The 24,747-nt window shown below is 69.4% G+C and carries 25 protein-coding genes; 17 read left to right on the top strand and 8 right to left on the bottom strand.

Annotated features, from left to right (window positions below):
• The first annotated feature begins 3 nt into the window (after positions 1 to 3).
• The 7 genes from ACN0RJ_RS10885 to ACN0RJ_RS10855 are packed head-to-tail and all read left to right on the top strand — an operon-like array spanning position 4 to position 6,253.
• Positions 4 to 534 (top strand): hypothetical protein, encoded by a 531-nt coding sequence (locus tag ACN0RJ_RS10885; protein ID WP_417718923.1) that lies wholly within the window; start codon positions 4 to 6, stop codon positions 532 to 534.
• On the top strand, positions 531 to 881 hold the full coding sequence (locus ACN0RJ_RS10880; RefSeq protein ID WP_417718924.1) for a hypothetical protein: 351 nt from the start codon (positions 531 to 533) through the stop codon (positions 879 to 881). The genes ACN0RJ_RS10885 and ACN0RJ_RS10880 overlap by 4 nt, the downstream gene beginning before the upstream one ends.
• A complete protein-coding gene (locus tag ACN0RJ_RS10875) occupies positions 881 to 2,824 on the top strand; it encodes an FAD-dependent oxidoreductase (RefSeq protein ID WP_417724273.1) in 1,944 nt (647 codons plus the stop codon). Before ACN0RJ_RS10880 ends, ACN0RJ_RS10875 begins: the two co-directional genes overlap by 1 nt.
• 10 nt (positions 2,825 to 2,834) lie before the next feature.
• Positions 2,835 to 4,463 carry a GMC family oxidoreductase gene (locus ACN0RJ_RS10870; protein ID WP_417724272.1) on the top strand — a complete coding sequence of 543 codons (1,629 nt, stop codon included), beginning with the start codon at positions 2,835 to 2,837 and terminating at the stop codon, positions 4,461 to 4,463.
• On the top strand, positions 4,460 to 5,149 hold the full coding sequence (locus ACN0RJ_RS10865; RefSeq protein ID WP_417724271.1) for a carboxymuconolactone decarboxylase family protein: 690 nt from the start codon (positions 4,460 to 4,462) through the stop codon (positions 5,147 to 5,149). Before ACN0RJ_RS10870 ends, ACN0RJ_RS10865 begins: the two co-directional genes overlap by 4 nt.
• Entirely contained in the window at positions 5,142 to 5,867 is a 726-nt protein-coding gene (locus ACN0RJ_RS10860; RefSeq protein WP_417724270.1) for a hypothetical protein, read from the top strand. Before ACN0RJ_RS10865 ends, ACN0RJ_RS10860 begins: the two co-directional genes overlap by 8 nt.
• A complete protein-coding gene (locus tag ACN0RJ_RS10855) occupies positions 5,864 to 6,253 on the top strand; it encodes a nuclear transport factor 2 family protein (protein ID WP_417724269.1) in 390 nt (129 codons plus the stop codon). The genes ACN0RJ_RS10860 and ACN0RJ_RS10855 overlap by 4 nt, the downstream gene beginning before the upstream one ends.
• A gap of 105 nt (positions 6,254 to 6,358) precedes the next feature.
• On the opposite strand, the gene leuD is transcribed toward ACN0RJ_RS10855, so the two are convergent.
• From leuD to ACN0RJ_RS10840, 3 genes are read right to left on the bottom strand one after another with little or no spacing between them, the layout of a single operon-like run.
• Positions 6,359 to 6,958, bottom strand: coding sequence for a 3-isopropylmalate dehydratase small subunit (gene leuD, locus ACN0RJ_RS10850; protein ID WP_417724268.1), 600 nt, complete (start codon positions 6,956 to 6,958; stop codon positions 6,359 to 6,361).
• The gene (leuC, locus tag ACN0RJ_RS10845; RefSeq protein WP_417724267.1) at positions 6,958 to 8,355 is read right to left on the bottom strand and encodes a 3-isopropylmalate dehydratase large subunit; all 1,398 of its coding nucleotides are present in this window, start codon (positions 8,353 to 8,355) and stop codon (positions 6,958 to 6,960) included. The genes leuD and leuC overlap by 1 nt, the downstream gene beginning before the upstream one ends.
• Positions 8,352 to 9,158 (bottom strand): GntR family transcriptional regulator, encoded by an 807-nt coding sequence (locus ACN0RJ_RS10840; RefSeq protein WP_417718932.1) that lies wholly within the window; start codon positions 9,156 to 9,158, stop codon positions 8,352 to 8,354. The genes leuC and ACN0RJ_RS10840 overlap by 4 nt, the downstream gene beginning before the upstream one ends.
• Before the next feature lie 170 nt (positions 9,159 to 9,328).
• Between ACN0RJ_RS10840 and ACN0RJ_RS10835 the strand changes: the two genes are divergently transcribed.
• Genes ACN0RJ_RS10835 through ACN0RJ_RS10820 form a run of 4 tightly spaced genes read left to right on the top strand, consistent with a single transcriptional unit; the run spans position 9,329 to position 14,629 of the window.
• Complete coding sequence (locus tag ACN0RJ_RS10835) at positions 9,329 to 11,080, top strand: hydantoinase B/oxoprolinase family protein (protein WP_417724266.1); 1,752 nt, start codon at positions 9,329 to 9,331, stop codon at positions 11,078 to 11,080.
• Entirely contained in the window at positions 11,077 to 13,146 is a 2,070-nt protein-coding gene (locus tag ACN0RJ_RS10830) for a hydantoinase/oxoprolinase family protein (RefSeq protein WP_417724265.1), read from the top strand. The genes ACN0RJ_RS10835 and ACN0RJ_RS10830 overlap by 4 nt, the downstream gene beginning before the upstream one ends.
• Positions 13,143 to 13,760 carry a cysteine hydrolase family protein gene (locus tag ACN0RJ_RS10825; RefSeq protein WP_417724264.1) on the top strand — a complete coding sequence of 206 codons (618 nt, stop codon included), beginning with the start codon at positions 13,143 to 13,145 and terminating at the stop codon, positions 13,758 to 13,760. The genes ACN0RJ_RS10830 and ACN0RJ_RS10825 overlap by 4 nt, the downstream gene beginning before the upstream one ends.
• Entirely contained in the window at positions 13,757 to 14,629 is an 873-nt protein-coding gene (locus ACN0RJ_RS10820) for an isocitrate lyase/PEP mutase family protein (protein WP_417718936.1), read from the top strand. The genes ACN0RJ_RS10825 and ACN0RJ_RS10820 overlap by 4 nt, the downstream gene beginning before the upstream one ends.
• Before the next feature lie 57 nt (positions 14,630 to 14,686).
• On the opposite strand, the gene ACN0RJ_RS10815 is transcribed toward ACN0RJ_RS10820, so the two are convergent.
• Genes ACN0RJ_RS10815 through ACN0RJ_RS10805 form a run of 3 tightly spaced genes read right to left on the bottom strand, consistent with a single transcriptional unit; the run spans position 14,687 to position 17,915 of the window.
• Positions 14,687 to 15,850, bottom strand: coding sequence for a class I SAM-dependent methyltransferase (locus ACN0RJ_RS10815; protein ID WP_417724263.1), 1,164 nt, complete (start codon positions 15,848 to 15,850; stop codon positions 14,687 to 14,689).
• Entirely contained in the window at positions 15,847 to 16,626 is a 780-nt protein-coding gene (locus tag ACN0RJ_RS10810; protein WP_417724262.1) for a DUF1365 domain-containing protein, read from the bottom strand. Before ACN0RJ_RS10810 ends, ACN0RJ_RS10815 begins: the two co-directional genes overlap by 4 nt.
• Positions 16,627 to 16,628: 2 nt before the next feature.
• Entirely contained in the window at positions 16,629 to 17,915 is a 1,287-nt protein-coding gene (locus ACN0RJ_RS10805) for an NAD(P)/FAD-dependent oxidoreductase (RefSeq protein WP_417724261.1), read from the bottom strand.
• A 242-nt stretch (positions 17,916 to 18,157) separates the two neighbouring features.
• Between ACN0RJ_RS10805 and ACN0RJ_RS10800 the strand changes: the two genes are divergently transcribed.
• The 3 genes from ACN0RJ_RS10800 to ACN0RJ_RS10790 are packed head-to-tail and all read left to right on the top strand — an operon-like array spanning position 18,158 to position 20,103.
• Positions 18,158 to 18,730: a sigma-70 family RNA polymerase sigma factor gene (locus tag ACN0RJ_RS10800; protein ID WP_417724260.1), complete on the top strand. Its 573-nt coding sequence runs from the start codon at positions 18,158 to 18,160 to the stop codon at positions 18,728 to 18,730.
• Positions 18,727 to 19,362, top strand: a complete 636-nt coding sequence (locus ACN0RJ_RS10795) for a ChrR family anti-sigma-E factor (RefSeq protein ID WP_417718941.1) — start codon at positions 18,727 to 18,729, stop codon at positions 19,360 to 19,362. The genes ACN0RJ_RS10800 and ACN0RJ_RS10795 overlap by 4 nt, the downstream gene beginning before the upstream one ends.
• A 3-nt stretch (positions 19,363 to 19,365) precedes the next feature.
• Complete coding sequence (locus tag ACN0RJ_RS10790; RefSeq protein WP_417724259.1) at positions 19,366 to 20,103, top strand: SDR family NAD(P)-dependent oxidoreductase; 738 nt, start codon at positions 19,366 to 19,368, stop codon at positions 20,101 to 20,103.
• A gap of 4 nt (positions 20,104 to 20,107) precedes the next feature.
• On the opposite strand, the gene ACN0RJ_RS10785 is transcribed toward ACN0RJ_RS10790, so the two are convergent.
• Together ACN0RJ_RS10785 and ACN0RJ_RS10780 are read right to left on the bottom strand one after the other, a co-directional pair.
• Positions 20,108 to 20,509, bottom strand: a complete 402-nt coding sequence (locus ACN0RJ_RS10785) for a DUF2177 family protein (protein WP_417718943.1) — start codon at positions 20,507 to 20,509, stop codon at positions 20,108 to 20,110.
• A 92-nt stretch (positions 20,510 to 20,601) separates the two neighbouring features.
• Positions 20,602 to 21,426, bottom strand: a complete 825-nt coding sequence (locus tag ACN0RJ_RS10780; RefSeq protein ID WP_417718944.1) for an amidohydrolase family protein — start codon at positions 21,424 to 21,426, stop codon at positions 20,602 to 20,604.
• A gap of 193 nt (positions 21,427 to 21,619) precedes the next feature.
• Here ACN0RJ_RS10780 and ACN0RJ_RS10775 point away from each other — a divergent pair, with 193 nt between their 5' ends.
• The 3 genes from ACN0RJ_RS10775 to ACN0RJ_RS10765 are packed head-to-tail and all read left to right on the top strand — an operon-like array spanning position 21,620 to position 24,745.
• Positions 21,620 to 22,924, top strand: a complete 1,305-nt coding sequence (locus ACN0RJ_RS10775) for an ABC transporter substrate-binding protein (RefSeq protein ID WP_417724258.1) — start codon at positions 21,620 to 21,622, stop codon at positions 22,922 to 22,924.
• A gap of 53 nt (positions 22,925 to 22,977) precedes the next feature.
• Positions 22,978 to 23,874 carry a carbohydrate ABC transporter permease gene (locus ACN0RJ_RS10770; RefSeq protein ID WP_417724257.1) on the top strand — a complete coding sequence of 299 codons (897 nt, stop codon included), beginning with the start codon at positions 22,978 to 22,980 and terminating at the stop codon, positions 23,872 to 23,874.
• Positions 23,875 to 23,878: 4 nt separating this feature from the next.
• The gene (locus tag ACN0RJ_RS10765; RefSeq protein ID WP_417718947.1) at positions 23,879 to 24,745 is read left to right on the top strand and encodes a carbohydrate ABC transporter permease; all 867 of its coding nucleotides are present in this window, start codon (positions 23,879 to 23,881) and stop codon (positions 24,743 to 24,745) included.
• The last annotated feature ends 2 nt before the right edge of the window (positions 24,746 to 24,747 follow it).

Raw genomic sequence — 24,747 nt, 5'->3', positions numbered from 1 at the left:
GCCATGCCCTGCCGGATCGACCCCTATTACGTTCAGGAGGACGACCATCTCGACGAGATGGCCGAGGTCCTGAAACCCGCGCTCGAATTCGCCGAGGGCGATATCGAGCGCCTTTCGCCCGAGGCGAAGAACCTGTTCTCCGGGCGCCGGCATCTCGGCATCGACTGGCTCGACCGCTACGAGATCGTCGTCGAGATCACCGAGGCGCCCGGCGGCTGCGGCTGCGGCATGGCGACCGGGCAGCGCATGGTTTTCGACATGCGCCACAAGATCAAGCCAGAGCTTTCGGACGCGCCGCTCTGCGTGCACCTGATGGCGCCGGTGCTGTCGATCTTCTACATGACCTTCGACCGTGCGGCCGAGGGTCTGAACCCGCTCACCTGCGTCTGGCAATACATCGAATGCCCGATGACCGGCCCCGATCACGGCGCGGGCAAGGCCCATGCCCGCGTGCATCTGCGGGACGCCCGGACCCATGAGCCGGTGACCGACCGCCACCCCGTCGGCTCGGATGCGCGGGAGGGCAGGACATGAGCCTTCCCAACGAGATGACGCCCGGCGACGTGCGCCTCGTCGCCACCGTCACCCGGTCCTTTCACTGCGCCAACAAGATCCGCGAGGGCGAGACCTTCGTCTTCGATCACAGGGGGCGCCTGCTGGCGGAATCGTCTTCGGCCAATCTCTGCATCGGCATGATCTGCAAGTTGCAGCCGGCGCTGATGCTGGCGCAGGACCGGCTGGCCGAAGGTCTGCATCCGGTGGGCTCCTACGCCCATTTCGACTGCTTCGACACCGGCATCGACCACGGCGGCACCGGCAAGGTCTACGTGGAGATGACGCTGGTCGACGGGCGCACCGGGCAGGAGGTTCCCAAACCCTGATGTCCCGATACGACCGCGTTCTCGAACCCTTCGACCTTGCGGGCGTGACGGTGCGCAACCGCATCTTCCTGCCCGCCCACACGACGAATTTCGGTGTCGATTTCCTGCCGACCGAGCGTCACGTCGCCTACCTGCGCGAGCGGGCGAAATCGGTCGGGCTGGTGATCGTCGAGCCGCTGCGCGTGCACCGCACCTCGCTTGGCCGCTCCGGCGGGCTCTCCGGGTCGGACCGGCGCGCGCTCGACGGGCTGAAGCGCATCGTCGCGGCGGTGCGCGACGAGGGGGCGCGGATCTTTGTCCAGATCACCCACGCCGGGCGCCACGGGCCGAACGACACCGACGGGCTGCCTGCCTGGGGGCCGTCCGCGATTCCCTGGGTCGCGGGGGGCGAGATCCCCCATGCCATGTCCCGCGCCGAGATGATCGCGGTGCGCGACGCCTATGTCGAGACGGCGGAACTGGCGGCCGAGGCGGGGTTCGAGGGGATGGAGGTGCACATCGGCCACGGCCACCTGCTGCACCAGTTCCTGTCGCCCTCCGCCAACCAGCGGGGGGACGACTACGGCGGCTCTGCGGACAACCGCCTGCGCTTTCCGCTGGAGGTGCTGGGCGCGGTGACCCGGGCCATGGACGGCGTCCTGCCCGTCGGCATCCGCACCAGCGTCGATGACGTGCAGGCGGGCGCGCTCGGACCCGAGGACCAGCGCGCCATCACCGCGCGCGCCGTGCAGGTGCCGGGCGTGGCCTTTGTGAATGCTTCTGTGGCGGCCTATCAATGGCCCTCGATCGGGCACCATGTCGCCGACATGGCGCATCCGCCGCACCCCTTCCGCGATCTGACCGAGGCGCTGCGCCCGGTGATCGGCGCGCTGCCTCTGCTGACCGCCAACCGCTACCGCACCCTGGCCGAGGCCGAGGACACGCTGGCGCGCGGGCAGATCGACATGGTGGGCATGAACCGCGCCCACATGGCCGACCCCGCGCTGATGCAGAAGTCGCTGGCGGGCCGCGAGGACGAGGTGCGCCCCTGCGTCGCGCACAACTTCTGCATCGGGCAGGTGGGGGCGCACAGGCCGATCTCCTGCATGATGAACCCGGTCGTCGGCCGCGAGGAACACTGGTCGGAAACCCCCGCGCCGAGCGCCGCGCCAAAGCGCGTGCTGGTCGTCGGCGGCGGTCCCGCCGGGATGGAGGCCGCGCGCCTCGCCGCGCTGGCGGGCCACGCGGTGACGCTTCGCGAAAGGGCGGAGACCCTCGGCGGCGTGCTCGGCATCGCGGGAACCGGGGCAGGGCGCGGCGATCTGCTGCGGATGCGCGACTGGCTGACCGGCGCGCTGGACCGCGCCGGGGTGCGTGTCGTCACCGGGCAGGAGGTGACGCTGCGCAGCATCGAGGCGGACGCGCCGGAGCGCATCATCCTCGCGACCGGCGCCACCCGAACGGCGCGCGCGGCCTTCGGCCTCGAGGTGCGGACGGTCGAACAGGCGCTCGCCCTAGGCGGGGATCTGACCGGCAGGCGCATCGCGATCCGCGACGACGAAGGCGGCTGGGCGACGCTCTCGGCGGCCGAGACCCTGGCCGGTCTGGGTGCGCGGGTCGAGATCTTTCAGGTCCCCACCGCGCCGCTCTGGTCGGTGTCGCTCTACAGCCGGATGACCGCGCTCGAACGGCTCGCGGCGCGGGGCGTGGCATTCCGCCTCGGCCATCGCCTGACCGGAGGCGACGGCGGCCGCCTTGTCTGCACCGTCGCCGCCACGCAGGAGACGGCGGCTTTCGGCCCCTTCGATCTGCTGGTCGACGCCGCCCCCGGCACCCCCGCGACCGACCTCGGGACGGCGCTGGAAGATGCCGGAGCCTCCCCCCTCGTCATCGGCGACGCCGTGGCGCCCCGCACGCTCTTCGAAGCGATGCAGGATGCGCACCGCGTTGCCCGCAGCCTCTGAAGGACCCCTCATGCAGACCATCAACGCGGATGTGATCGTCATCGGATCGGGCTCGGCCGGGGCCACCGCCGCCGGGCGCATCGCGATGGACTCCGGCGCGCGGGTGCTGGTGATCGAAGCGGGCGGGCGCGACTGGAACCCGCTTCTGCGCGTGCCGCTGATGACCGGCATCCTGCTGCGCAACCGCTATGCCAACTGGTTCTACCACACCGAACCCGAACCCCACCTGAACAACCGCAAACTGTTCTGGCCGCGCGGCAAGGTCCTGGGCGGCTCCTCGGCCATCAACGGCATGGTCTGGACGCGCGGCCTGCCGTCGGATTACGACGGCTGGGCGCAGACGGGCCTGCCGGACTGGTCCTGGGACAAGGTCCTGCGCAGCTACCGCGAGATCGAAGGCCATTGGGGCGGGGAGACCGAGCTGCACGGCGGCACGGGCCGCCAGAAACTGTCGACCTATGACCGGATCAACCCGCTGTCGCAGGCCTTTCTCGATGCCGGTCAGCAGGCGGGCCACCCTCGGGTGACGGACTTCAACGCCGGTGCCGCGGTCGGGGTGGGGCGCTACGACTACACGATCCACGGCGGCCGCAGGGTCAGCGCCGCCCGCGCCTTCCTGCGCCCGGCGGCGGAGGGCGGCAACCTCCAGGTGCTGACCGGCGCGCGGGTGCTGCGCATCCTGACCGAAAAGGGCCGCGCCACCGGGGTTGATCTGGCCATCGGCAAACGGCGCGTGACGGTGCATGCGGGGTCCGAGATCATCCTCGCCGCCGGGGCGGTGAACTCGCCGCAGATCCTGATGCTGTCGGGAATCGGCCCGGCGGATCACCTGCGCGAAACCGGGATCGACGTGGTGGCGGATCTGCCGGGCGTGGGCCAAAACCTGCGCGATCACCTGCTGGTGCGGGTGGAATACGACTGCACCCGGCCTGTCACCCTGCACAACCTCCTGCGCGCCGATCGCGCCGGCAAGGCCCTGCTCGAGGCGCTCTGGCGCGGCACCGGTCCCGCCGCGCGCTTCCCGCTCGAAGCCGGGGCCTTTCTCAAATCCGACGATGCGCTGGATGAACCTGACCTGCAGGCGCATTTCCTGCCGGGGCGCTCCACCGCCGCCGTCAGGATGCCGTTTTCCCGCGCGCCCGACCGGGGCCACGGCTTCTTTGCCAATGTCTACCAGATGCGCCCGGACAGCACGGGGCACATCGCGCTGCGCTCCGCCGACCCCTTCGATGCGCCGAAGATCCACGGCAATTACCTCTCGGCTCCCCGCGATATCGCGGTGCTGCGCGCCGGTGTCCGCCGCCTGCGCGAGATCATCGCGCAACCGGCGCTCGACGGCTTTCGCGGCGCCGAGAACGCCCCCGGCGCGGCCCGCCAGTCCGATGCCGAGCTGGACGCCTGGATCCGGCAGGTGGCCGATACGGTGTTCCACCCGGTCGGCACCTGCAGGATGGGCAATGACGCGATGTCCGTGGTCGACGGTACCCTGCGCCTGCGCGGGATCGACGGGCTGCGCGTCGCCGATGCCTCGGTGATGCCGACCATGCCCTCTTGCAACACCGGCGCCCCGTCGCAGATGATCGGCTCCAAGGCGGCCGATTTCGTGATGGCCGCCCTGAACGGGAGGACCGCAGCATGAGCCTCGAAGACGATCTCGCCGCCCTCAAGGCCAAGCGGGGCTACCTGCTGCCCCACCACGGCCTGCTGGCCATGACCGCGCCGAACCTGCTGGCGGGTTACGATGCGGCCTACACGGCGCTCGCGCTCGAAGACCGGGTGCTGAGCCATCATGACCGCGAATGCGTCTGGCTGGCCATCCTGATCGCCACCGACGAGGACATCGCCACCCACCATATCGAGAAGTTCCACAAGGCGGGCGGCACCGCCGGTGAGGCCGCCGCCATGCTCCGCCTCACCGCCACGGTCTGCGGCTTCCGCGCCTACCGCTTCACCCAGCGCCACTGGGCGGCGCACCTGCCGGGCGTCGACATCCCGGCGGAATGGGGCCGCACGGTCACCGCCGCCGGACAGGGCGCCGATCCGGCACTGGTCCACCTCGCGGCCTGCGCGGTGCAGGTCTGCCGGGGCGACCAGGAGGGGCTGCGCTGGCAGTTGCGCGATGCCTACGCGGCGGGGGTGGACGAGACCGCGCTCTCCGAGGCGCTCTCGCTCACCATGTTCCCGGCCTCGGTGCCGTATTTCGTGACCGCGGCGAAGATCTGGCGCGAGATGATCCGCGCCGGAGAGCTCGACGCGACCGAGCCGTTTCTCACCTGGGCGCATTTCCCCGGACAGGGCGGGCACGGGGGCGGCCCCGATGACTGAGGATCTGCGCAAGAGGCTCGACACGCTGCGCGCCGCGCGCGGGTTCCTGCTGCCCCATCACGGCGCGCTGGCCGCCGGCGCGCCGGCGCTGCACGAGGCCTACCTCCGGATGTACCGCGCGCTCACGGTGGACGAACGCGCGCTGAGCCCCTTCGCGCGCGAATGCGTCTGGCTGGCGCTGCTGGTGGTGGCCGAGGAAGGCATCGGCACCCATCACATCGACCTCTTCCTGACCCATGGCGGCACGGAGGATCAGGCCGAGGCGCTGATCGCCATGGCGGGCTTCTGCGCAGGCTTCGACGCGCTGGCCTTTGCCGAACGCTCCTGGTCGGCGCAGCTCTCCGCCCTCGACGCGGGCGGGGCCTACCTCCGGGCGCTCGGCGCGCTCAACGCGGACCGCATCCCCGAGGATCTGGCCGAACTCTGCATGCTCTGCGCCCAGGCCGCGCGCGGTGCCTCCGCCGCCGTCACCCTGCACCTCGGCCGTGCCTACGCGCGCGGCATCCCCGAGCCGCAGATGGTCGAGGCGCTCAGCTACGTGATCTGGCCGGTCGGCGTGAACCGCTTCGTCGAGGCCTGCGAAAGCTGGCACCACCTGTTGCAGGGCGGGACGGTCACGCCCTCGGCCCCCTTCGCGGTCTGGGCCGACATGCCCGGCATGGGCGCCTTCGATCCCGAAGCGGGGGGCGCGGTGGGCGGCTTCGAGGCCGAACCATGAGCCCGCGGGACGTGGCGCTGGCCTTCCTCGCCCATCTCGCCGGGGGCAGGATCGACGCGGCGCGGGCGCTGCTCGCCCCAGATGTGCGGATGATCTTTCCCGGCGGCGTGGTCCTGCGCTCCCTGGACGAGCTGGCCGCCTGGTCGCGTCCGCGCTACCGCAGCATCGCCAAGCGCATCGACCGCACCGATTGCTCCGGCGCCACGGTCCATGTCTCCGGCACGCTCGAAGGTACCTGGTCCGACGGGCGCAGCTTTTCCGGCATCCGCTTCGTCGACCGCTTCGATGTCCGCGACGGGCTGATCGCCCGCCAGGAGGTCTGGAACGACATGGCCGAACACCGCGCGGGCGGCACGGCCGGGAATGCCTCCGGCGGGGATATTTGAAGCCTGAAGAAACCCGGGCGCGCCCCGCTGCTTCTTCTGGCCGGAAATATCCCGGGGGAGTCGCCGCGCAGGCGGCGACGGGGGCAGCGCCCCCGGGGCGGCGGATCAGCCGGGCCAGGTCCAGGGGCGGGCGGCCCTGCGCGCATCGGCGAAGCCGGCGATCGCCTCGCCATGGGCCAGCGTGAGGTCGACGTCGTCCCAGCCCTTCATCAGCTTCTCGCGCCAGACCGGGTCGAGCTCGAACGAGAGTGTTTCCTCCCCGGCGCGCAGGGTCAGGCTTTCGAGGTCCGCGCGCAGGGTGGTCGGGCAGAGGTCGATCAGGCGCTCGGTCTCCTCGGGCGACAGGCGGGCGGGGAGCAGGCCGTTGTTGATCGCGTTCGACGAGAAGATGTCGCCGAAGCTCGGCGCGATCACCACGCGGAACCCGGCGTCGACAAGCGCATAGACCGCCGCCTCGCGCGAGGAGCCGGCGCCGAAGTTGCGCCGGGTGACGAGGATCTTCGCACCCGCGGACTCCGGCCGGTTGAGCGGAAAGGCCGGATCCGGGGTGCCGTCGGCGTCGCGGGCGAGATCGTGCAGCAGGAACCGCCCGTAGCCCTCCGCGCGCGGCGTCGACATGAACCGGGCCGGGATCAGCTGATCTGTGTCGATATTCTCGATCGGCAGCGCCACGGCGCGGCCTTCGACAAGGGTCCATCCGGGCATCAGAGCCGTCCTTTCAGCAGGTCGCGCGCATCGGTGATTTCCCCGGTGACGGCGGCGGCGGCGGCCATGGCCGGCGACATCAGGTGCGTGCGCGCGCCCTGTCCCTGGCGGCCGCGGAAGTTGCGGTTGGTGGTCGAGGCGCAGCGCTTGCCCCCGGCGACGAGATCGCCGTTCATGCCCACGCACATCGAGCAGCCCGACGACACCCAGTCCAGCCCGGCCTCGGCAAAGATCCGGTCCAGCCCTTCCTGTTCCGCCTGCGCCTTGATCTGCGCCGATCCGGGCGAGATCATGCCCGGCACCTTGGCGCGGCGGCCGCGCAGCACGGCGGCGGCGCTGCGCAGGTCCTCGATCCGGCCGTTGGTGCAGGAGCCGATGAAGATCTGGTCCACCGGCGTTCCCGCCAGCGGCCGCCCCGCCGCCAGCCCCATGTAGTCGAGCGATGCGGCGATGCGCCGGGCGTCGGCCTCGGTCGGCGCGCGGGCGGGATCGGGCAGGGTGGCGGTGACCGGCAGCGCCTCCTCGGGCGAGGTGCCCCAGGTGACGACCGGCGCGATCCCGGCGGCATCGAGGCTGGTTTCACGGTCGTATTCGACCCCGTCGTCGGGCGCGAGGGCGAGAAAGGCCTCGCAGGCGCGTTGCCAGCCTTCGCCCTCCGGGACGCAGGGGCGGCCCCGGAGCCAGTCGAGCGTGACCTCGTCCGGCGGCACCAGTCCGCTGCGGGCGCCGCCCTCGATCGACAGGTTGCACAGGGTCAGCCGCCCCTCGACCGAGAGCGCGCGCACCGCGCTTCCGGTGTATTCGATGGCATGACCCCGCGCCCCGTCCGCCCCGAGCGTCGAGATCCAGTTGAGCGCGATGTCCTTGGCGCCGACCCCCGGTGCCAGCACGCCGTCCACGGAAAGCCGCATGCGTTTCGGTTTCTTCTGCCAGATGGTCTGCGTTGCGAGCACATGCGCCACCTCGGTCGCGCCGATTCCGAAGGCATAGGCGCCGAGCGCGCCGTGAGTCGCGGTATGGCTGTCGCCGCAGACCACCAGCAGGCCGGGCAGGGTGAGGCCCTGTTCCGGCCCGGCGACGTGCACGATGCCCTGGCGCGGATCGCCGAGGCCGAAGAGGTCGATGCCGTGGCGGGCGGTGTTCTCGGACAGGGTGGCGATCATCCGCGCGATGTCCGGCGTCGCCGGGGCGCCGCGGGTCGGGACGTAGTGATCGGCCACGCCGAAGGTCAGTTCGGGATGCGCCACCGGCATGCCGCGCCCTTGGAGCCGGGCAAAGGCGTGGTGCGAGCCTTCGTGCACGAAATGCCGGTCGACCCAGAGCAGCGAGGCGCCGTCCTCGCGGCGCAGGATCTCGTGGTCGTCCCAGAGCTTGTCCAGGGTCGTGCGCGGACTCATTGCGCGGCCCGCTGGGTGGCCTCGCCGAACACCGGTTCCCAGTGGCGGTCGTCGCTCTCGCCGACCCGGTTCAGGGTCATCTCGAGCTGGAAACGGTCGGGGCGGTAGAGCGCCGAGAGATATTCGATGCCCGCCCCGTCGGAATCGTAGACCACCCGCGTGAGCGCGATCAGCGCCGCGCCGACGGTGGTTTCGAGCGGGTCCGCGGTTTCCGGGGTCGCCAGCACCGCCGACACGGTCTGGCGGGCGTGATCGACCTGCAGGCCGCGCCGCTCCAGCAGGCGGAACAGCGGCGTGCTGGCAAGATCGGCCTCGGAATAGCTCTGGGCGATGGATTCGGGCACGAAGGTCGTCAGATGCGAAAACGCCTTGTCATTGGCCAGGCGCAGCCGCACCGCGCGCTGGACGCGGTCGCCGGGGCGCAGGTTCAGCGCCTCGCCCACCATCGGCGGGGCGGTGACATAGGCAAAGGACAGCAGGCGCGCCGTCGATTCCTCGGCATAGCGCTGAAGCTGCGGCATCAGGGTGGCGAAATCCGCCTTGAGCTGCACCGGCGTGCCGCTGGGGCGCCGCACCACCGTGCCGCTGCCCGCGCGCCGTTCCACGAGTCCGTCGCCGACCAGCGCATCCAGCGCCCGCCGGATCGTCACCCGCGACACCCCATGCGCATCGGCGAGCCGCAGCTCTCCGGGCAGGGCCTGTCCCGGGGCATGGGTGCCGCCGAGGATCTCGTCCCTCAACAACAGGTAGATGCGCCGGGCCTTGCCGCCCTCGGGTGCTGCCGCGCCGTTCTGTACTGCCATACTCGTCCCTCCGCCAGTTAGGCCCGCCTCTATGTTCTGCTGAAGCATCATGCAACTATTCTGTATTTTTGCCACCAGCAAATATCGCGACTTGAAAGCCAAAAATTTGTATTTTAAAAAATACAGGAAGCCGGTAGGCTGATCAATGACAAAAACAGGGAGTCGCGCCGATGGCGAATGCCGGAACGGCTGAAACGGTCAAGGAAACAGACGCGGCGCAGGGACCGGCGGGGGCGGGAATCGATCCGATCACCCTGGCGATCCTGGCCGGTCGGATGGAACAGATCGCGGACGAGATGGACGCCACGCTGTTCCGGTCCGCCTTCAACCCGATCATTGCCGAGGCGCATGACGCCAGCCACGGAATCTATCACCCGGACACCGGCGACACGATGGTCCAGGGCAAGAACGGCCTGCCGATCTTCGTCGGGGTGATGGCCTTTGCGGTGAAGGCGGTGATCGACAAGGCGGCCGAGCAGGGCGGCCCGAAGGACGGCGACGTCTGGATCTTCAACGATGCCCATATCGGCGGCACCCATCTTTCGGACATGCGCCTCGTGCGGCCCTACTACCGCGACGGCAAGCTGTTCTGCTGGCTGGCCTCGGTCGGTCACTGGCACGACGTGGGCGGCGCGGTGCCCGGCAACTACAATCCCGCCGCGACCGAGGTCTTCCAGGAGGCCATCGTCCTGCCGCCGGTCAAGTTCGTGGCCGAGGGAGAGCTGCGCACCGACATTCTCGACATCATCCTGCGCAACACCCGTCTGCCGCAATCGGCCGAAGGCGACGTCAACGGCCAGCTCGGCGCCCTCGATCTCGGGATCCGGCGGATGGATGCGCTCCTGGACGAATACGGCGCCGAGACCGTGACCGAGGCGCTTGCCGCGCTCTCCACCCGTGCCGAAACCCTGATGCGCAAGGAGGTCGAGGGCCTGCCCGACGGGCGTTGGGAGGCGGTCGATTATCTCGACAACGACGGCATCGTGGACAAGCCCCTGCCGATCAAGGTGGCGCTGGAGATACGGGGCGACCGGCTCAGCCTCGATTTCACCGGCTCCGCGCCGCAGGTGGCCGGGCCGATCAACATCGCGCTGCCGACCTCGATCGCCTGCGTCTACGTGGCGATCAAGCACATCTTTCCGGCGCTGCCCGCCAATGCCGGCGTGATGCGGCCCATCGACATCGTGGTGCCCGAGCATTCGCTGCTCTCGGCGGAATTTCCGGCACCCACGGGCGGCTATACCGAAACCATCCTGCGGATGATCGACGTGATCTTCTCTGCCGCCTCGCAGGCCGCGCCCGACCGGGTGGTCGCCAACGCCTACGGCACGATCAACGCGCTTTCCATCGCCGGCAGGAAAAGCAACGGCCAGCGCTGGGTGATGTTCAGCTTCTACGGCGGCGGCCACGGCGGCACCCCCGAGGGCAACGGGCTCAACCACGGCTCGGCGCCGATCTCCATGGCGACGATTCCGCCGGTCGAGATCCTCGAAGCGGCCTATCCCGTGGCCTTCCGGCAATGGGCGCTGCGCGAGGGGTCGTCGGGTCCCGGCAAGCATCGCGGCGGGCTCGGCGCGGTCTACGAGATCGAGGTGCTGGAAGAGAACGGCGCCGAGGCCTTTTTCTTCGGCGAACGGGGCAAGTTCCCGCCCAAGGGCGTGAACGGCGGCGGCGAGGCGGCGGTGAACCGCTTCGACTACGAACAGGATGACGGCTGGCACCAGCCGCCGATGACCTCGAAGATGCGGGGCATCGTGCTGAAACAGGGCCAGAAGGTGCGCCTGCAAAGCCCCGGAGGGGGCGGCTACGGCCCCGCGGCAGAGCGCCCGGCGGCGGATGTCGCCCGCGACGTGGCGCTCGGATATCTCTCGGCGGACCTGGCCGATACGCAATACGGAACCGCCTGGAGGGACCAAGCATGAGCCTCGGCAGCATCATCGGCGTCGACGTGGGCGGCACGTTCACGGATGTCTTCTCGCTCGACCTCGGCACCGGAGAGACCGGCGTCGCCAAGGTGCCGACCACGCGCCCCGACCAGTCGGGCGGATTTCTCGAGGGCATCCGCGCGGCGCAGCCCGACATGGGGCGCATCCGTTCGCTGGTGCACGGCACCACGGCGGGCACCAACGCGCTGCTGGAACGCAAGGGGGCCAGGACCGGCGTCATCACCACGGCGGGCTTCCGCGACGTGCTCGAGATGCGCCGCCGCGACCGGCCGCGCACCTGGGGACTGCGGGGGGATTTCACCCCCGTCGTGCCGCGCGACCTGCGCATGGAGGTGGCCGAGCGCGTGCTGGCGGACGGAACCGTCGAAACCGAGGTCGACCTCGACGCGGTGCGCGCGGCGGCCGCGGCCCTGCGCGAACTGGGCTGCGAGTCGGTGGTCATCCTCTTCGTCAACGCCTATGCCAACCCGGCCAACGAACAGGCGGCGGTCGCCGCGCTGCGCGAGGTCTGGCCGAACCCGAACGTGGCGGCCTCCTCCGAGATCCTGCCGGAGATCCGCGAGTTCGAACGCTTTTCCACCACCGCGCTGAACGGCTACCTGCAGCCGGAGGTGGCGGGCTATCTCGCAAGGCTCGAAACCGCGCTGAAGGGCGGCGGTTTCGGCGGCGAGTTCATGATCGTGCAGTCGAACGGCGGGGTGATGTCGGTCGATACCGCCTGCCAGCGCCCGGTGCGCACGGCGCTCTCCGGACCCTCGGCGGGCGTGATCGCGGCGGGCTACATCGCCGAGACGGCGGGCTATGCCAACCTCATCACCGGCGACATGGGCGGCACCAGCTTCGACGTGTCGATGATCGTGGGGGGCGAGACGGTGGTCTCTCCCCAGACCTCCATCGACTTCGGCATGGTCGTGCGCACCCCGATGATCGAGATCGCCACCATCGGCGCCGGCGGCGGCTCCATCGCCTCGGTCGACGCCGGCGGCCTGCTGACCATCGGGCCGGAAAGCGCCGGGTCGAACCCCGGGCCCGTGGCCTACGGACGCGGCAACACCCGTCCCACGGTGACCGATGCCAACATCGTTCTGGGCCGCATCGACGCGACCAAGCCGCTCGGCAAGGGGCTCGGCGCGCTCGACCTCGAGGCGGCAAGGGCGGCCATCGCCGAACACGTGGCAAAGCCGCTGAACCTCGACGTGATGGACGCGGCGGAGGCCATCGTCCGCGTCGCCAATTCGCGCATGGCCGGGGCGATCCGGCTGATCTCGATCGAGCGCGGACACGATCCCCAGAAATTCGCCTACATGCCCTTCGGCGGCGGCGGCGCGCTGCATGCCGGCGCGATGATCGACGAGGTCGGCATCGGCCGCGCGCTGATCCCGCGCTTTCCCGGCGTGACCTCGGCCATGGGCTGCGTCATCGCCGACATGCGGCAGGATTTCGTGCAGACGGTGAACGCCACCCTCGACACGCTCGACCTCGCCGCGCTCGCGGCCTTCATGCAGCAGCACCACGACGACGGGCAGCGGGTGCTCGACGGCGCGGGATCGGAATTTGCCGCGCGCGAGGCACGGTTCGAACTCGACATGGCCTATCTCGGCCAGACCCACACCGTCTCCGTGCCGATCCCGGTCACGGTCGAGGAGGGCAGGGTCGCCGCGCCGACGACCGCCGCCATCCGCAAGGCCTTCGAAACCGCCTATCACGGGCTCTACGGGCGGCTTCTGAAATCCGGCATCCGGGTGCTGAACCTGCGCTCCACCGTGATCGGCAAACGCCACAAGTTCGACCTGTCGCGGCTTGCGCCCTCGTCGGAGGCGACCGAAGCGGCCGCCGCGCGCGGCACGCGGCCGGTCTTCGTGCGCGGGGCATGGGCCGAGGCACGGGTGCTGTCGCGCCTCGATCTGCCGGTCGGCACCCGGGTCGAGGGCCCGGCGGTGCTGGAACAGCCCGACGCCACGATCTTCGTCGAACCCTGGCTGGTCGCCACCGTCGACGGCTACGGCAACGTCCTCATAGAGCGAAAGGAGGGCGCGGCATGAGCGGAGGCCCCATCGACCCGGCGAAAACCGCGCTGGTCACCATCGACCTGACGAACGACTTCCTGCATCCCGACGGCGCCTATGGCCGGGCGGGGCAGGGCACGCCAGAACTGGCCGCGCTGCCCGGACGGGTCGCCCCCATACTGCCCGCGCTGCGCGGCAAGGGGGGGCTGTTCGTCTCGGTCCAGTTCACCATCGAACACGTGCTCGGGAGGCCCTTCCTGATCGCGCCGCACCTGCAGGAGCTGCGCCCCTTCCTGCGCGAGGGCGATTTCGCCCCCGGAAGCTGGGGCAACAAGGCGGTCGAGGACCTGTCCCCACCGGACGTGGAAATCGAGAAGGTCGCCTATTCCGCCTTCTACCAGACCCGCATGGAACACGTTCTGAACGCCCTCGGCATCGACACGCTGGTCGTCGCGGGCATCGTCACCAACGGCGGGGTCGCCTCGACCGTGCGGGACGCCCACATGCGCGGCTATCGGATCATCCTGCTGACCGACGGCTGCGGTGCCTTCAAACCCGAGGTTCACGACGCGACGCTGATCTCGCTCGGCTCTGTTGCCGAGCAGGAAAGCTGCGCCGACTTCCTCGCCCGACCGGAGCTGTCCACATGAGCATTCCCGGCCTGCGCGCGCTTCTGAACGCGCCCGACATCCTCATCGCCCCCGGTGTCTACGACGCGCTGACCGCCTCGATCGCGGAAAAGGCGGGGTTCCGGGCGGTCTACCTGTCGGGGGCTGCGGTGGCCTATACCCGGCTCGGCCTGCCCGACATCGGGCTTGCCACCATGACCGAGATGGCCGAGACGCTGGCGCTGATCCGAGACCGCATTTCCCTGCCCATCGTGATCGACGCCGACACCGGCTTCGGCAATGCGCTGAACGCGCAGCGGACCATGCGGATCTACGAACGGGCCGGGGCGAACGCGCTTCAGGTCGAGGATCAGACCTTTCCCAAACGCTGCGGGCACCTGTCGGACAAGTCTCTGATTTCGCTATCGGAAATGTGCGGCAAGATTCAGGCCATGGCGGATGCGCGGGCCTCGGACGAGACGCTTATCATCGCGCGCTCGGATGCCATCGCGGTCGAGGGCTTCGAAGCGGCGATGGAGCGCGGCGCGGCCTATATCGAGGCCGGGGCCGATGCGCTGTTCATCGAGGCGCCGCGCAGCATCGACGAATTGCGCAAGGTGGGAGAGATCCTCGGGCGGCGCGTGCCGCTCATGGCCAACATGGTCGAAGGCGGGTCGACCCCGATGATGACGCCGGAGGATCTCCAGGCGCTCGGCTTCTCGCTGGTGATCTTTCCCGGCGGCATCGTGCGCGCGCTCGCCCGCACGGCCGAGGACTACTACGCCAGCCTCAGGACCAGCGGCTCCAACCTCGCGTTCAAGGAACGGATGTTCGATTTCGGCGGGCTGAACGACCGGCTCGGCACCGACGGCATGATCGAGACGGGCCGCCGCTACGCCAGCGGCGAGTGATCGCGTCCGCTCCCCCCGCCCCGGCCTTGCCGCGGGGGCGGAGGTGCATGATCCGGATCAGGCGTGAACAAGCCTGACCTGAACCACGTCCGTGCGCCCGGTCGAAAAGGTCGCTGCGCATCCCTCGAGGTAGAACTGCCAGCTCCGCAGGAAGGGCTCGTCGTAGCCGAGCCGCGCGATGCGGTCCTTTTCGGCCAGCATCCGGTCGGCCCAGATCCGGCAGGTCCGGGCATAGTCCTGCCCGAAGGCAAAGCTCTCGGAGACCTCCAGCCCGGCGCGCCGCGCCTCGCGGGCGATCACCGCGTCGCAGGGCAGCATCCCGCCCGGAAAGGTGTGCTGGCGGATGAAATCCGAGCGTTTCCGGTAGAGCGAGAATTCCGCGTCCGGCACGGTGATCGACTGGATCACCGCCGCGCCGCCCTCGGCCAGCCGGGCCTTGATGGCGGCAAAGTAGATCGGCCAGTATTTCTCGCCCACCGCCTCGATCATCTCGACCGAGGCGATGTTGTCGAATTTTCCCGTCACCTCGCGGTAATCCTGCAGCCGGATGTCGGCGCGCCCGTCGAGCCGCGCATCGGCATAGCCCTTCTGGCTGGGCGACAGGGTGAGGCCGGTGACATGCCGGCCGCGATCGGCGGCGCGTTCGGCAAAACCGCCCCAGCCGCAGCCGATCTCGAGCACCCGTTCGCCCGGCGACATGCGCGACAGGATGCGGTCGTTCTTGCGCGTCTGGGCGCGTTCCAGGTCGTCGCCCTCGTCGAACAGGGCCGAGGAATAGGTCATCCCCGGATCGAGCCAGAGCTGGTAGAACTCGTTGCCCACGTCGTAATGCGCGCGGATGTTGCGGGCCGAGCCGCGCAGCGTGTTGCCGCGCAGGATGCGGTCGGTCACCAGCATCCGCGCCCGGGCGATGGGCCCCGGTTCGGAATAGGCGCCCAGCCGGTCGATGTTGCGCAGCGCCACCGTCAGCAGCGTTTCGAGCGAGGCCGACTGCCAGATCCCCGCGATCCAGCTTTCGCCCAGCCCCACATCCCCCCGCCGCACCAGCGCGGGCAGCAGCGACCAGTCGCGGATCTCCATGTCGGCCTCGGGGCCGGAGGCACCGAAGCGGTGCACCGTGCCTTCCGGCGTCGTCAGGTGCAGCCGCCCGTAGTCCAGCCCCTCGAGCGAGGCGAAGAACCGGCGTTTCATGGCATTGGTGGCAAAGGTGGCAAAGGTCATCGGCTGATCTCGCTCTCGGGAGGGGTGGGAACCGGGCGGTAGCGTGCGCCCTTCAGTTTCAGGCGCAGCGCGTGCCAGTAGATCAGGGCGAGCACCCGCAGACCGCCGCCGGGACGGCGCAGCGCCGCGCCGAGACCGGACCGGTTGGTGAGCGGACGCAGCCGCCCCGACATCACCGCGTCGAGCCCGCGCGCGCCGTCGATCTGGCGGATGCGGATCGACAGGCGGTCGTCGGTCAGGAAAAAGCGGAAATGCGTGCGCCCCGCGATGTCCTGGAAGGGCGAGACGTGAAAGATCTTTTCCACGTCCAGCTCGTCCGGGGCGCGGATCGGATCGAAGCCCGGATGGTGGCAGAGATAGCTGTGGCGCTGCCCGAAGGTGTTGTTGACCTCGGCGACGACCGCCAGCAGGTCGTCCCCGCGCAGCACCATCCAGAAGCTGACCGGCGTGAACCAGTAGCCGAGAAAGCGCGGCTGCGTGAGCAGCGCCAGCACCATCTCCGGCTCCCAGGTCAGCCCGGCGCGGGTCAGCGCCTCGCGGGCCCAGGGCGCGCCGCGCCCGGCACCCCGCGGGCCGCCGTGGTCGCGGTCACGCACCGACAGCAGGTTGAAGCGGTTGTGCGACATCACCAGCGGCGGGCGCATCGTGCCGGGGGCGAAGAGCAGGTAGTCGACCCCGTAGCGGAAGGCGTGCCGCAGGCTGCCGCGCCGGGCGTGGCTGACCGAGGCCGGCAGGTGCAGGACCTCTCCCGCGGACAGGCGGTCGGCAAGGGTCATGGTCACACCCGCTCCGGAAGCAGACGGCGGGCGATGCGCATGGCGCTGGCGAAGCCGTCCTCGTGAAAGCCGTTGCGCAGCCAGGCGCCGGCGAACCAGGTGCGGTTGCTGCCCTGAAGCGCCGCGATGCGGTCCTGCGCCGCCAGCGCGGCCATGTCGAACACCGGGTGGCGGAAGGTCGTCTCGTCGTAGATCGCGGCGTCGGGCAGGTCGCGGTCGGGGTTCAGCGTGACGAAGAGCGGATCGTCCTCGGGGATGTTCTGCAGGCGGTTCATCCAGTAGGTGACGCCGATCGGATCCTCGGGCGGGGTGTCGCGTTCTGTCCGGTAGACCCAGGAACTCCAGCAGGCGCGGCGGGTCGGCATGACCGAGGGATCGCGGTGCAGCACCATCCGGTTGTCTTGAAACCGCACATCCCCCAGCGCGCCGCGCTCGTCGTGGTCGGCATCCGTCAGCAGGGCCAGCGCCTGATCCGCGTGGCAGGCAAGGATCACCTGGTCGAAACGTTCGGTCTCGCAGCGCTCGGCGGCGATGTGAACACCTGCGTCGTCACGGGTCACGGCGCGCACCGGGGTGCCGGGGCGCAGGATCACGCCGTCGGCCTCGAGCGCGGCGCTGAGCCGGGTCACGTAGGAGCGGCTGCCGCCGGAAACGGTCCACCACTGATGCTGGCTCCGGTGCGACAGCAGCGCGTGGTTGCGCATGAAGCGCAGAAGGGCGCGGGCGGGAAAGGCGCCGATGCCGCCCGCCGGGGTCGACCAGATCGCGCCGCAGATCGGGAACAGATACTGGTCGCGGAACCGCGTCCCGAGATCCATCTCCGAAATCAGCCCGTCGATGCTGAGGCCCGGCTGCGCCTCGGCCGCCGCCTCGGCCCCCGCGTTGAAGCGCAGCACGTCGCGGATCATCCCGAGAAAGCCGGGGTCGATCAGGTTGCGCCGCTGTCCGAACAGCCCGCCGAGCGAGCGCAGCGCATATTCGACCCGCCCGCCGTCGAGCGAGATGCCGAAGCTCATGTCGCTCCTTTCGACGGGCACGTCGAGATCGCGGAACATCCCGGTGAGATGCGGATAATTGGCATAGTTGAAGACGATGAACCCGGTGTCCACCGGCTGATCGCCGTTGCGCCCGGCAACCACCGTGCGGGCATGGCCGCCGAGGCGCGGCGCCGCCTCGTAGAGCGTGACCTCGTGATGGGCCGCCAGGGCGCGGGCCGAGGCCATGCCGGAGATTCCGCCGCCGATGATGGCGATGCGCTGCGGGGCGCCGCGGGTAAGGTCGAATGCCATCGTCAGGGTCCTGTTCTGCGTGCTTGTTAAGGGGTTACGCGCCGCACCGGCGGTCGGATCAAAAAAATCGTCGCGCTCCGCGATGCGCGGGCGGGGAGCGGAAAAATGCGGCGCGGGGTGATCCGATCGCGGCGGCGATGCGTAACCTGCCCATGACACCGGAACAGAGCATCGCGGAACAGGACGGCCGCCCCCCCGTTGGGGGGTTGCAGGGCGCGGCATTGCCGGGCCACTGTGCCACGATGCCCGAGAGTGACCCGATGGACAGCGCCCCCTTTTCCGAGATGACCCGCGCGCTGCTCGCCGTGCGCGACCAGAGGGACCGGACGGCCTTTGCGGCCCTGTTCGACCACTTCGGCCCGCGCCTCAAGGCGATGCTGATCAAGGGCGGCCTGCGCGACGGCAGCGCCGAAGACGTGGTGCAGGACGTGATGCTGTCGGTCTGGCACAAGGCGGCGCAGTTCGACCCGCACCGGGCCGAGGCCTCGGCCTGGATCTACCGCATCGCGCGCAACCGGCAGATCGACCTGATCCGCCGCCGCCCGCCGCCCGCGCCGGAACTTCTGGCCGAACCCGAGGGGCGCGAACCGGACGGGGCGCAGATCCTCGCGCTCGAGCAGGAGGCGCGGCTGCTGCGCGCGGCGCTGTCCCGGCTCAGTCCCGAACAGACGCGCGCGCTCGAGATGGCCTACATGCAGGACCTCTCGCACAGCGAAATCAGCGAAACCAGCGGCGTGCCGCTGGGCACGATCAAATCCCGCATACGTCTCGGCCTGGAACGGCTGAGGGGGGAGCTCAAGGATCTCGAGGAATGACCGCCATCACCCATCACATCCCGGACGAGCAGATCCGCGCCTACGCGGCGGGGCAGTTGCCCCATGCCTTCTCGGTGGTCGTGGCCGCGCATGTGTCGCTCTGCGACGATTGCCGGGCCCAGCTCGGCGCCGAGGAGGCGCTCGGCGGCGCGTTGCTGGAACGCGAGGCGCCCGTGGCGCTGGACACCGCGGCGCGCGACCGGCTGCTCGCGGCGCTGGACAGTTCCGAACCCCCGGCGCCGCCGATGCGCGGCTCGGGCATCTTTCCCGCCCCGGTGATGGAGGCGCTGCGCGGCGATCCGCCGAAATGGCGGATGCTGGGCGGCGGCATCCGCCAGCAGATCCTGTCGGAGGAAGAGGGCGCCTCGTTGCGGCTGCTCTACATCCCGCCGGGGCGCGCGGTGCCGGAACACGGGCACAACGGGCTCGAGATGACGCTGGTGCTTCAGGGCAGCTTTTCGGACAGCGAAGGCGCCTTCGCGCGCGGCGATGTCGAGACCGCCCATGACGAGGTGGATCACCAGCCGGTCGCCGGGCCGGGGGCGCCCTGCATCTGCCTGGCGGCGACCGATGCACCGCTGCGCTTCGCCAGCTTCCTGCCGCGCCTGCTGCAACCGATCTTCCGGATCTGAGCGATGGACGGTTTCGCGGGAAAACGGATCTGGATCATCGGCGCCAGTGCCGGGATCGGCGCGGCGCTTGCCCGGGCGCTGGCCGGGCAGGGCGCGCGGCTGATCCTGTCGGCGCGCAGCGAGGGCGATCTCGCGCAGCTTGCGGAGGAATGCGGCAGGGCCGAGGTTCTTGCGCTCGACCTCGGGCAGCGCGACACGCTGGCCGACGCGGTGCGGCGGTTGGGCGGGGGCGCGCCGCTCGACGCGGTGATCTGTACGGCCGCGATGTACGACCCGTCCCGCGTGGCCGACCTCGACCCCGAGCGGACCGAAACGCTGGTGCGCGTGAACCTGCTCGGCACGCTCGACGTGGCGCGGCTGGTGCCGCCGCTGCTGCGCGATGGCGGGCAACTGGTGCTGTTCGGGTCGGTCGCGGGCTATCTCGGGTTGCCGAAGGGACAGGCCTATTCCGCCACCAAGGCGGCGATCATCAACCTTGCCGAAAGCCTGCGGATCGAACTCGCCCCGCGCGTCGACGTGCGGTTGGTCTGCCCGGGCTTCGTGCGCTCGCGCCTGACCGACAAGAACGATTTCACCATGCCCGCGCTGATGGAACCCGGGGATGCGGCCTCCGCGATCCTGAAGGGCCTGTCGGGGCGCGGCTTCGAAATCCACTTCCCCAAGCGGTTCACCTACGGGCTGAAACTGCTGCGGGCGCTGCCCTACGCGCTGTCGCTGCGCCTGACCGGGCGGCTGGGCTGAGCGCTCAGACCAGCTTGCCGGTCAGCACCGCCACGCCGGCCCAGGCCGAGACGCCCGTCAGCACGATGCCCCAGAGCCCGTCGATGATGACCTGCTGCCAGGACCAGTCGGCCAGCGTGGCAAGGTTTGTCATCTCGTAGGTGCCGTAGCACAGGAACCCCAGCAGCATCCCCCCCACCATCGCCTGCAGCGGCGCCCCCTCGCGCAGCGCGGGGAGCGAGACGAAGTAGAGAACCCCGCCCACATAGGCGAGATAGAACAGCGCGGCGGGACCGAGCCGCAGCGGATCGGCCAGCAGGTGCCCGACATGGCGGTCGAAGACCGGGCGGATGATGTAGCGGATGCCCAGCATGTCGAGGCCGAGGAACACCACGGCGGTGATCGGGTAAAGAAGATAGGCCTGCATGCTCGCGCTCCGCTTGTGGGTCTCACAGGGTCTACGCAGAGCGGCAGGCTCCGGATCAGATCGGGCGCGAGATTTCCCGCGGGATCGGCGGATTACAGCGCCCAGAGACGGCGCGCGTTGTCGCGGTAGAGCGCCGCGCGCTCGGAGTCGGAACAGCCCGCCATCAGCGCATGCGTCGCCGCCACCCAGGTTTCGAGCGAGGCGTTCAGCGTGCAGACCGGACTGTCCGAGCCCCAGACAACCCGGTTCCAGCCGAACCGGTCCACGATGTGTTCGACATAGGGGCGCAGCGTGTCGAGCGTCCAGTCCGGCGCGGCATAGGCGGTGATGCCGGAAATCTTGGCGTGGACGTTCTCGCGCCGGGCGAGGTCGGTGATGGCAGCGGCCCAGCCGTCGTATCCGCCCCCGGCGATGTCGGGAACGCCGCAGTGATCCAGCACCAGCACCGTGTCGGCGCAGGCATCGGCCAGGTCGGCGGCCAGCGGCAGCTGGCGCGCCAGTACGCAGATGTCGAAGGGCAGCCCCGCGGTGCCCATGCGCGCGACGTTCTCGCGGAAGGTGACGGATTGCGACACCTCGTCGGGAACCACGTGCAGCACGCGGCGGATGCCCCTGACCACCTTCCGGTCGAGCCGGTCGAGAAAACCCGGGAAATCCGCGGATTCCGGCCGGGCCGACGAAATCGCCCCGCGCATCAGTCCGCTGCCCATCTGGTCCCGCACGAAAAGGGTCTCCGCCCCGATGTCCTCGGGGGCGACGTCCACCTCCATGTGCAGGCAGCCCTCGATCCCGAGGCGCGCGGCCATGCGGGCGTAATCCGCGAACGGCCAGTCCCGGTCGAGCGCGGGCACCCCGGCAAGCCAGGGATAGTGCAGACGCGCGCGGTCCACGAGATGCAGGTGGGTGTCGATGAACATGGGGCCTCCTCCTTCCGGCGCTTTCCTCCGGAGCCCGCTCACTCGACCTTGACTCGTGCGGGAAGTCAAGTTTAGATGTAAAACAAGCTTCCGTATATGAAATGCGGTGAGCGGAGATCGCCCGGCACGACAGGGGCGGCACACGGGAGAGGGCGGCGCAGCGCGGCCCGAGCGTTCCTAGGGAGGAAGACACATGAAAAGACGAGCCAGCGGCGCATCGGCCTTGGCCATCGCCTGCGCACTTGCCGGAGCGGCGGGTGCGGGCGAATTCGACGGCGTGACCATCGAGGCCAAGCTGATCGGCGGCCAGCAGTACGAGGCGCTGTATGCGCGCATCCCCGAGTGGGAGGCGATGACCGGCGCCAAGGTCGAGATCATCTCGAAGAAGAACCATTTCGAGCTGGACAAGGAATTCAAATCCGACATCGCGGCGGGCACGACGGGCTGGTGCGTGGGGTCGAACCATTCGTCCTTCGCCTCGCAATACCCGTCGCTCTATACCGACCTGACCGCGCTCATCCCTGCCGAAACCGTGACCGAGTTCGTGCCGGCCAACATCTCGGCGGCGACGCTCGAGGGCAAGCTGGTGATGCTGCCGCGCGCGCAGTTCGACGTCTCGGCGTTGTATTACCAGAAGGATCTCTACGAGGATGCCGACAGGGCCGCGGCCTTCGAATCCGAATACGGCTATCCGCTCGCCGTGCCGGAAACCTGGCAGCAGGTGAGCGACCAGGCGAAGTTCTTTGCCGACGGCCCGAACTTCTACGGCACGCAATACGCGGGCAAGGACGAGGCCATCGTCGGCCGCTTCTACGAGATGATCGTCGCGGACGGGGGCAAGCTGTTCAACGACGATTTCTCGCCCGCCTTCGACTCGGACGCCGGACGGGAGGCGCTGCAGTGGTTCGTCGACCTCTACGAGGCGGGCGCGGTGCCGGCGGGCACCACGAACTACCTGTGGGACGATCTCGGTAACGGCTTTGCCTCGGGCACCATCGCGCTGAACCTCGACTGGCCGGGCTGGGCCGGGTTCTTCAACGATCCCTCGGCGTCCAAGGTCGCGGGCAACGTCGGCGTGGCCCCCGCGCCCAAGGGCTCGGCGGGCGTGCGCACCGGCTGGTCGGGCTTCCACGGCTTTTCCGTGACAGAGGACTGCGCCGACAAGGAGGCCGCCGCGTCGCTGGTCGATTTCCTGACCGGCGAGGACAGCCAGAAGCTGGAAAGCGCCGCGGGCCCGCTGCCGTCGCGCACCGCCGTCTGGGATTACGTCTCGGAACAGGCCAAGGGCGACGACTACCGCTCCGAAGTGCTGGCGGCCTTCAAGGAAACCGCCGCCACCGCCTTTGCCGTGCCGCCGACACCGCTGTGGATCGAGGCGACCAACCTCATCTACCCCGAGCTTCAGGCCGCCATCCTCGGCGACAAGACGGTGGACGAGGCGCTGAGCGATGCCTCTGACGCGGTCGACGAGCTGATGCAGGAAGAAGGCGTCTACTGACGCCATCGCGGGGGCGGGCCGAACCGCCCCCGCGCCACGAACCGGGAAAGCCCATGAAACGCGTGAAACTGCCCTCGTGGCTGGTGCTGTTGCTGCCGGCCATCGTCATTCTTGCGGCCGTCGTCCTGATCCCGCTGCTGCTGTCGCTCTATTCGAGCTTCACGGCCTACCGGCTGACCAAGCCCGACAGCCTCTATCGCTGGGTGGGGACGTTCAACTACGAAAAGGCCGTCGGGGATGCCAAGTTCTGGGCCGCCTTCGGGCGCACGGTGCTGCTGCTGACAATCGCGCTGAACCTCGAAATGCTGCTGGGGCTGGGACTGGCGCTGATGGTGTCCAAGGTGACGCGCGGCCAGCGCGCGCTGCGCACCATGATGATGTTCCCGATGATGTTCTCGCCGATCCTCGTGGGCTTCCAGTTCAAGTTCATCTTCAACGACAACGTGGGCCTCGTGAACAACGCGCTGCAGTCGCTGGGGATCACCGACCTGGCGATCCCGTGGCTGGTGAACGGGCAGCTTGCCATGTTCTCGATCATCTTCGCCGAGGTCTGGACCAGCACGTCGGTCTTCGCGATCCTGATCCTCGCCGGGCTCTACGCCATCCCGCAGGACCCGCTGGAGGCGGCCAAGGTCGACGGCTGCACCTCCTGGCAGAGCTTCCGCTTCGTGACGCTGCCGTTCCTCATGCCCTTCATCTACATCGCCATGGCGATCCGCTCTCTCGACGTGGCGCGGGCCTATGACATCGTGCAGATCATGACGAACGGCGGACCGGCGCGGCGGACCGAGCTTCTCTGGACCCTGATCGGGCGCACCGGCTATGTCGATGCCCGCATGGGATATGCCAATGCGATGGGCTACATCTCGATCTTCCTCGCGATCTTCTTCACCGTGTTCTTTTTCCGCAAGCTCACCGCCGCCCGGCGCGAGCTGGGCATGGGGGTGTAAGCCGATGGCCTCGAACGCTTCCCACCGCAACCGCCGCCGGGCGCTGACGCTGGTCCACGCCGTCGGCCTGTTCCTCGCCATGGCGGTGATCTGCCTGCCCGGTCTCTGGGTGGTGCTGAACTCCTTCCGGCCCACGGTCGAGATCATGGCAAAGCCGCCGGTCTGGATCCCGAACGAGCTGAACCTCGACCATTACCGCGCGATGTTCGGCGGCATCGGGGAAGGGGGGGTGCCCGTGCTCACCTACTTCCGCAACTCGCTGATCATCTCGGTCACCTCGACGGTGATCGCGCTGCTGGTGGGGATGGCGGGGGGCTATGCCTTTGCCCGCTTCCGCATCCCCGGCAAATCGTGGTGGTTCGTCGGCCTCATGTGCACCCGCGCGGTGCCCGGCGTGGCGCTGTCGCTGCCGCTGTTCATCCTGTTCGCGCGGGTCGGGATCATCGACACCCATTTCGGCATGATCCTGACCTACGTGGCGATGAACGTGCCCTTCACCATCTGGCTGATCGACGGTTTCTTCCGCCAGGTGCCGCCCGAACTGGCCGAGGCGGCCGAGATCGACGGCTGCACGCGCTGGCAGGCCTTCTGGCGGGTGGAATTCCCGGTCGCCCGGTCGGGCATCGCCAGCGCGGGGATCTTCGCCTTCCTCACCTCGTGGAACGAATACGCGCTGGCCTCGCAGCTGACCCGCTCGGTCACTTCGAAGACCATGCCCGTGGGCCTGCTCGATTTCCAGGCCGAGTTCACCCTCAACTGGGGGGGCATGTGCGCGCTGGCGGTGCTGATGATCATCCCCGCGCTCGTCCTCACCTTCATCGTACAGAAACACCTCATTGCCGGACTGACCTTCGGCGGCGTGAAAGGATAAGA

The organism is Salipiger sp., from assembly GCF_048261495.1.
GTDB lineage: Bacteria > Pseudomonadota > Alphaproteobacteria > Rhodobacterales > Rhodobacteraceae > Salipiger.
Note: the sequence above shows the minus strand (reverse complement) of the source record. Positions and strands in the feature narration are given on the sequence as shown.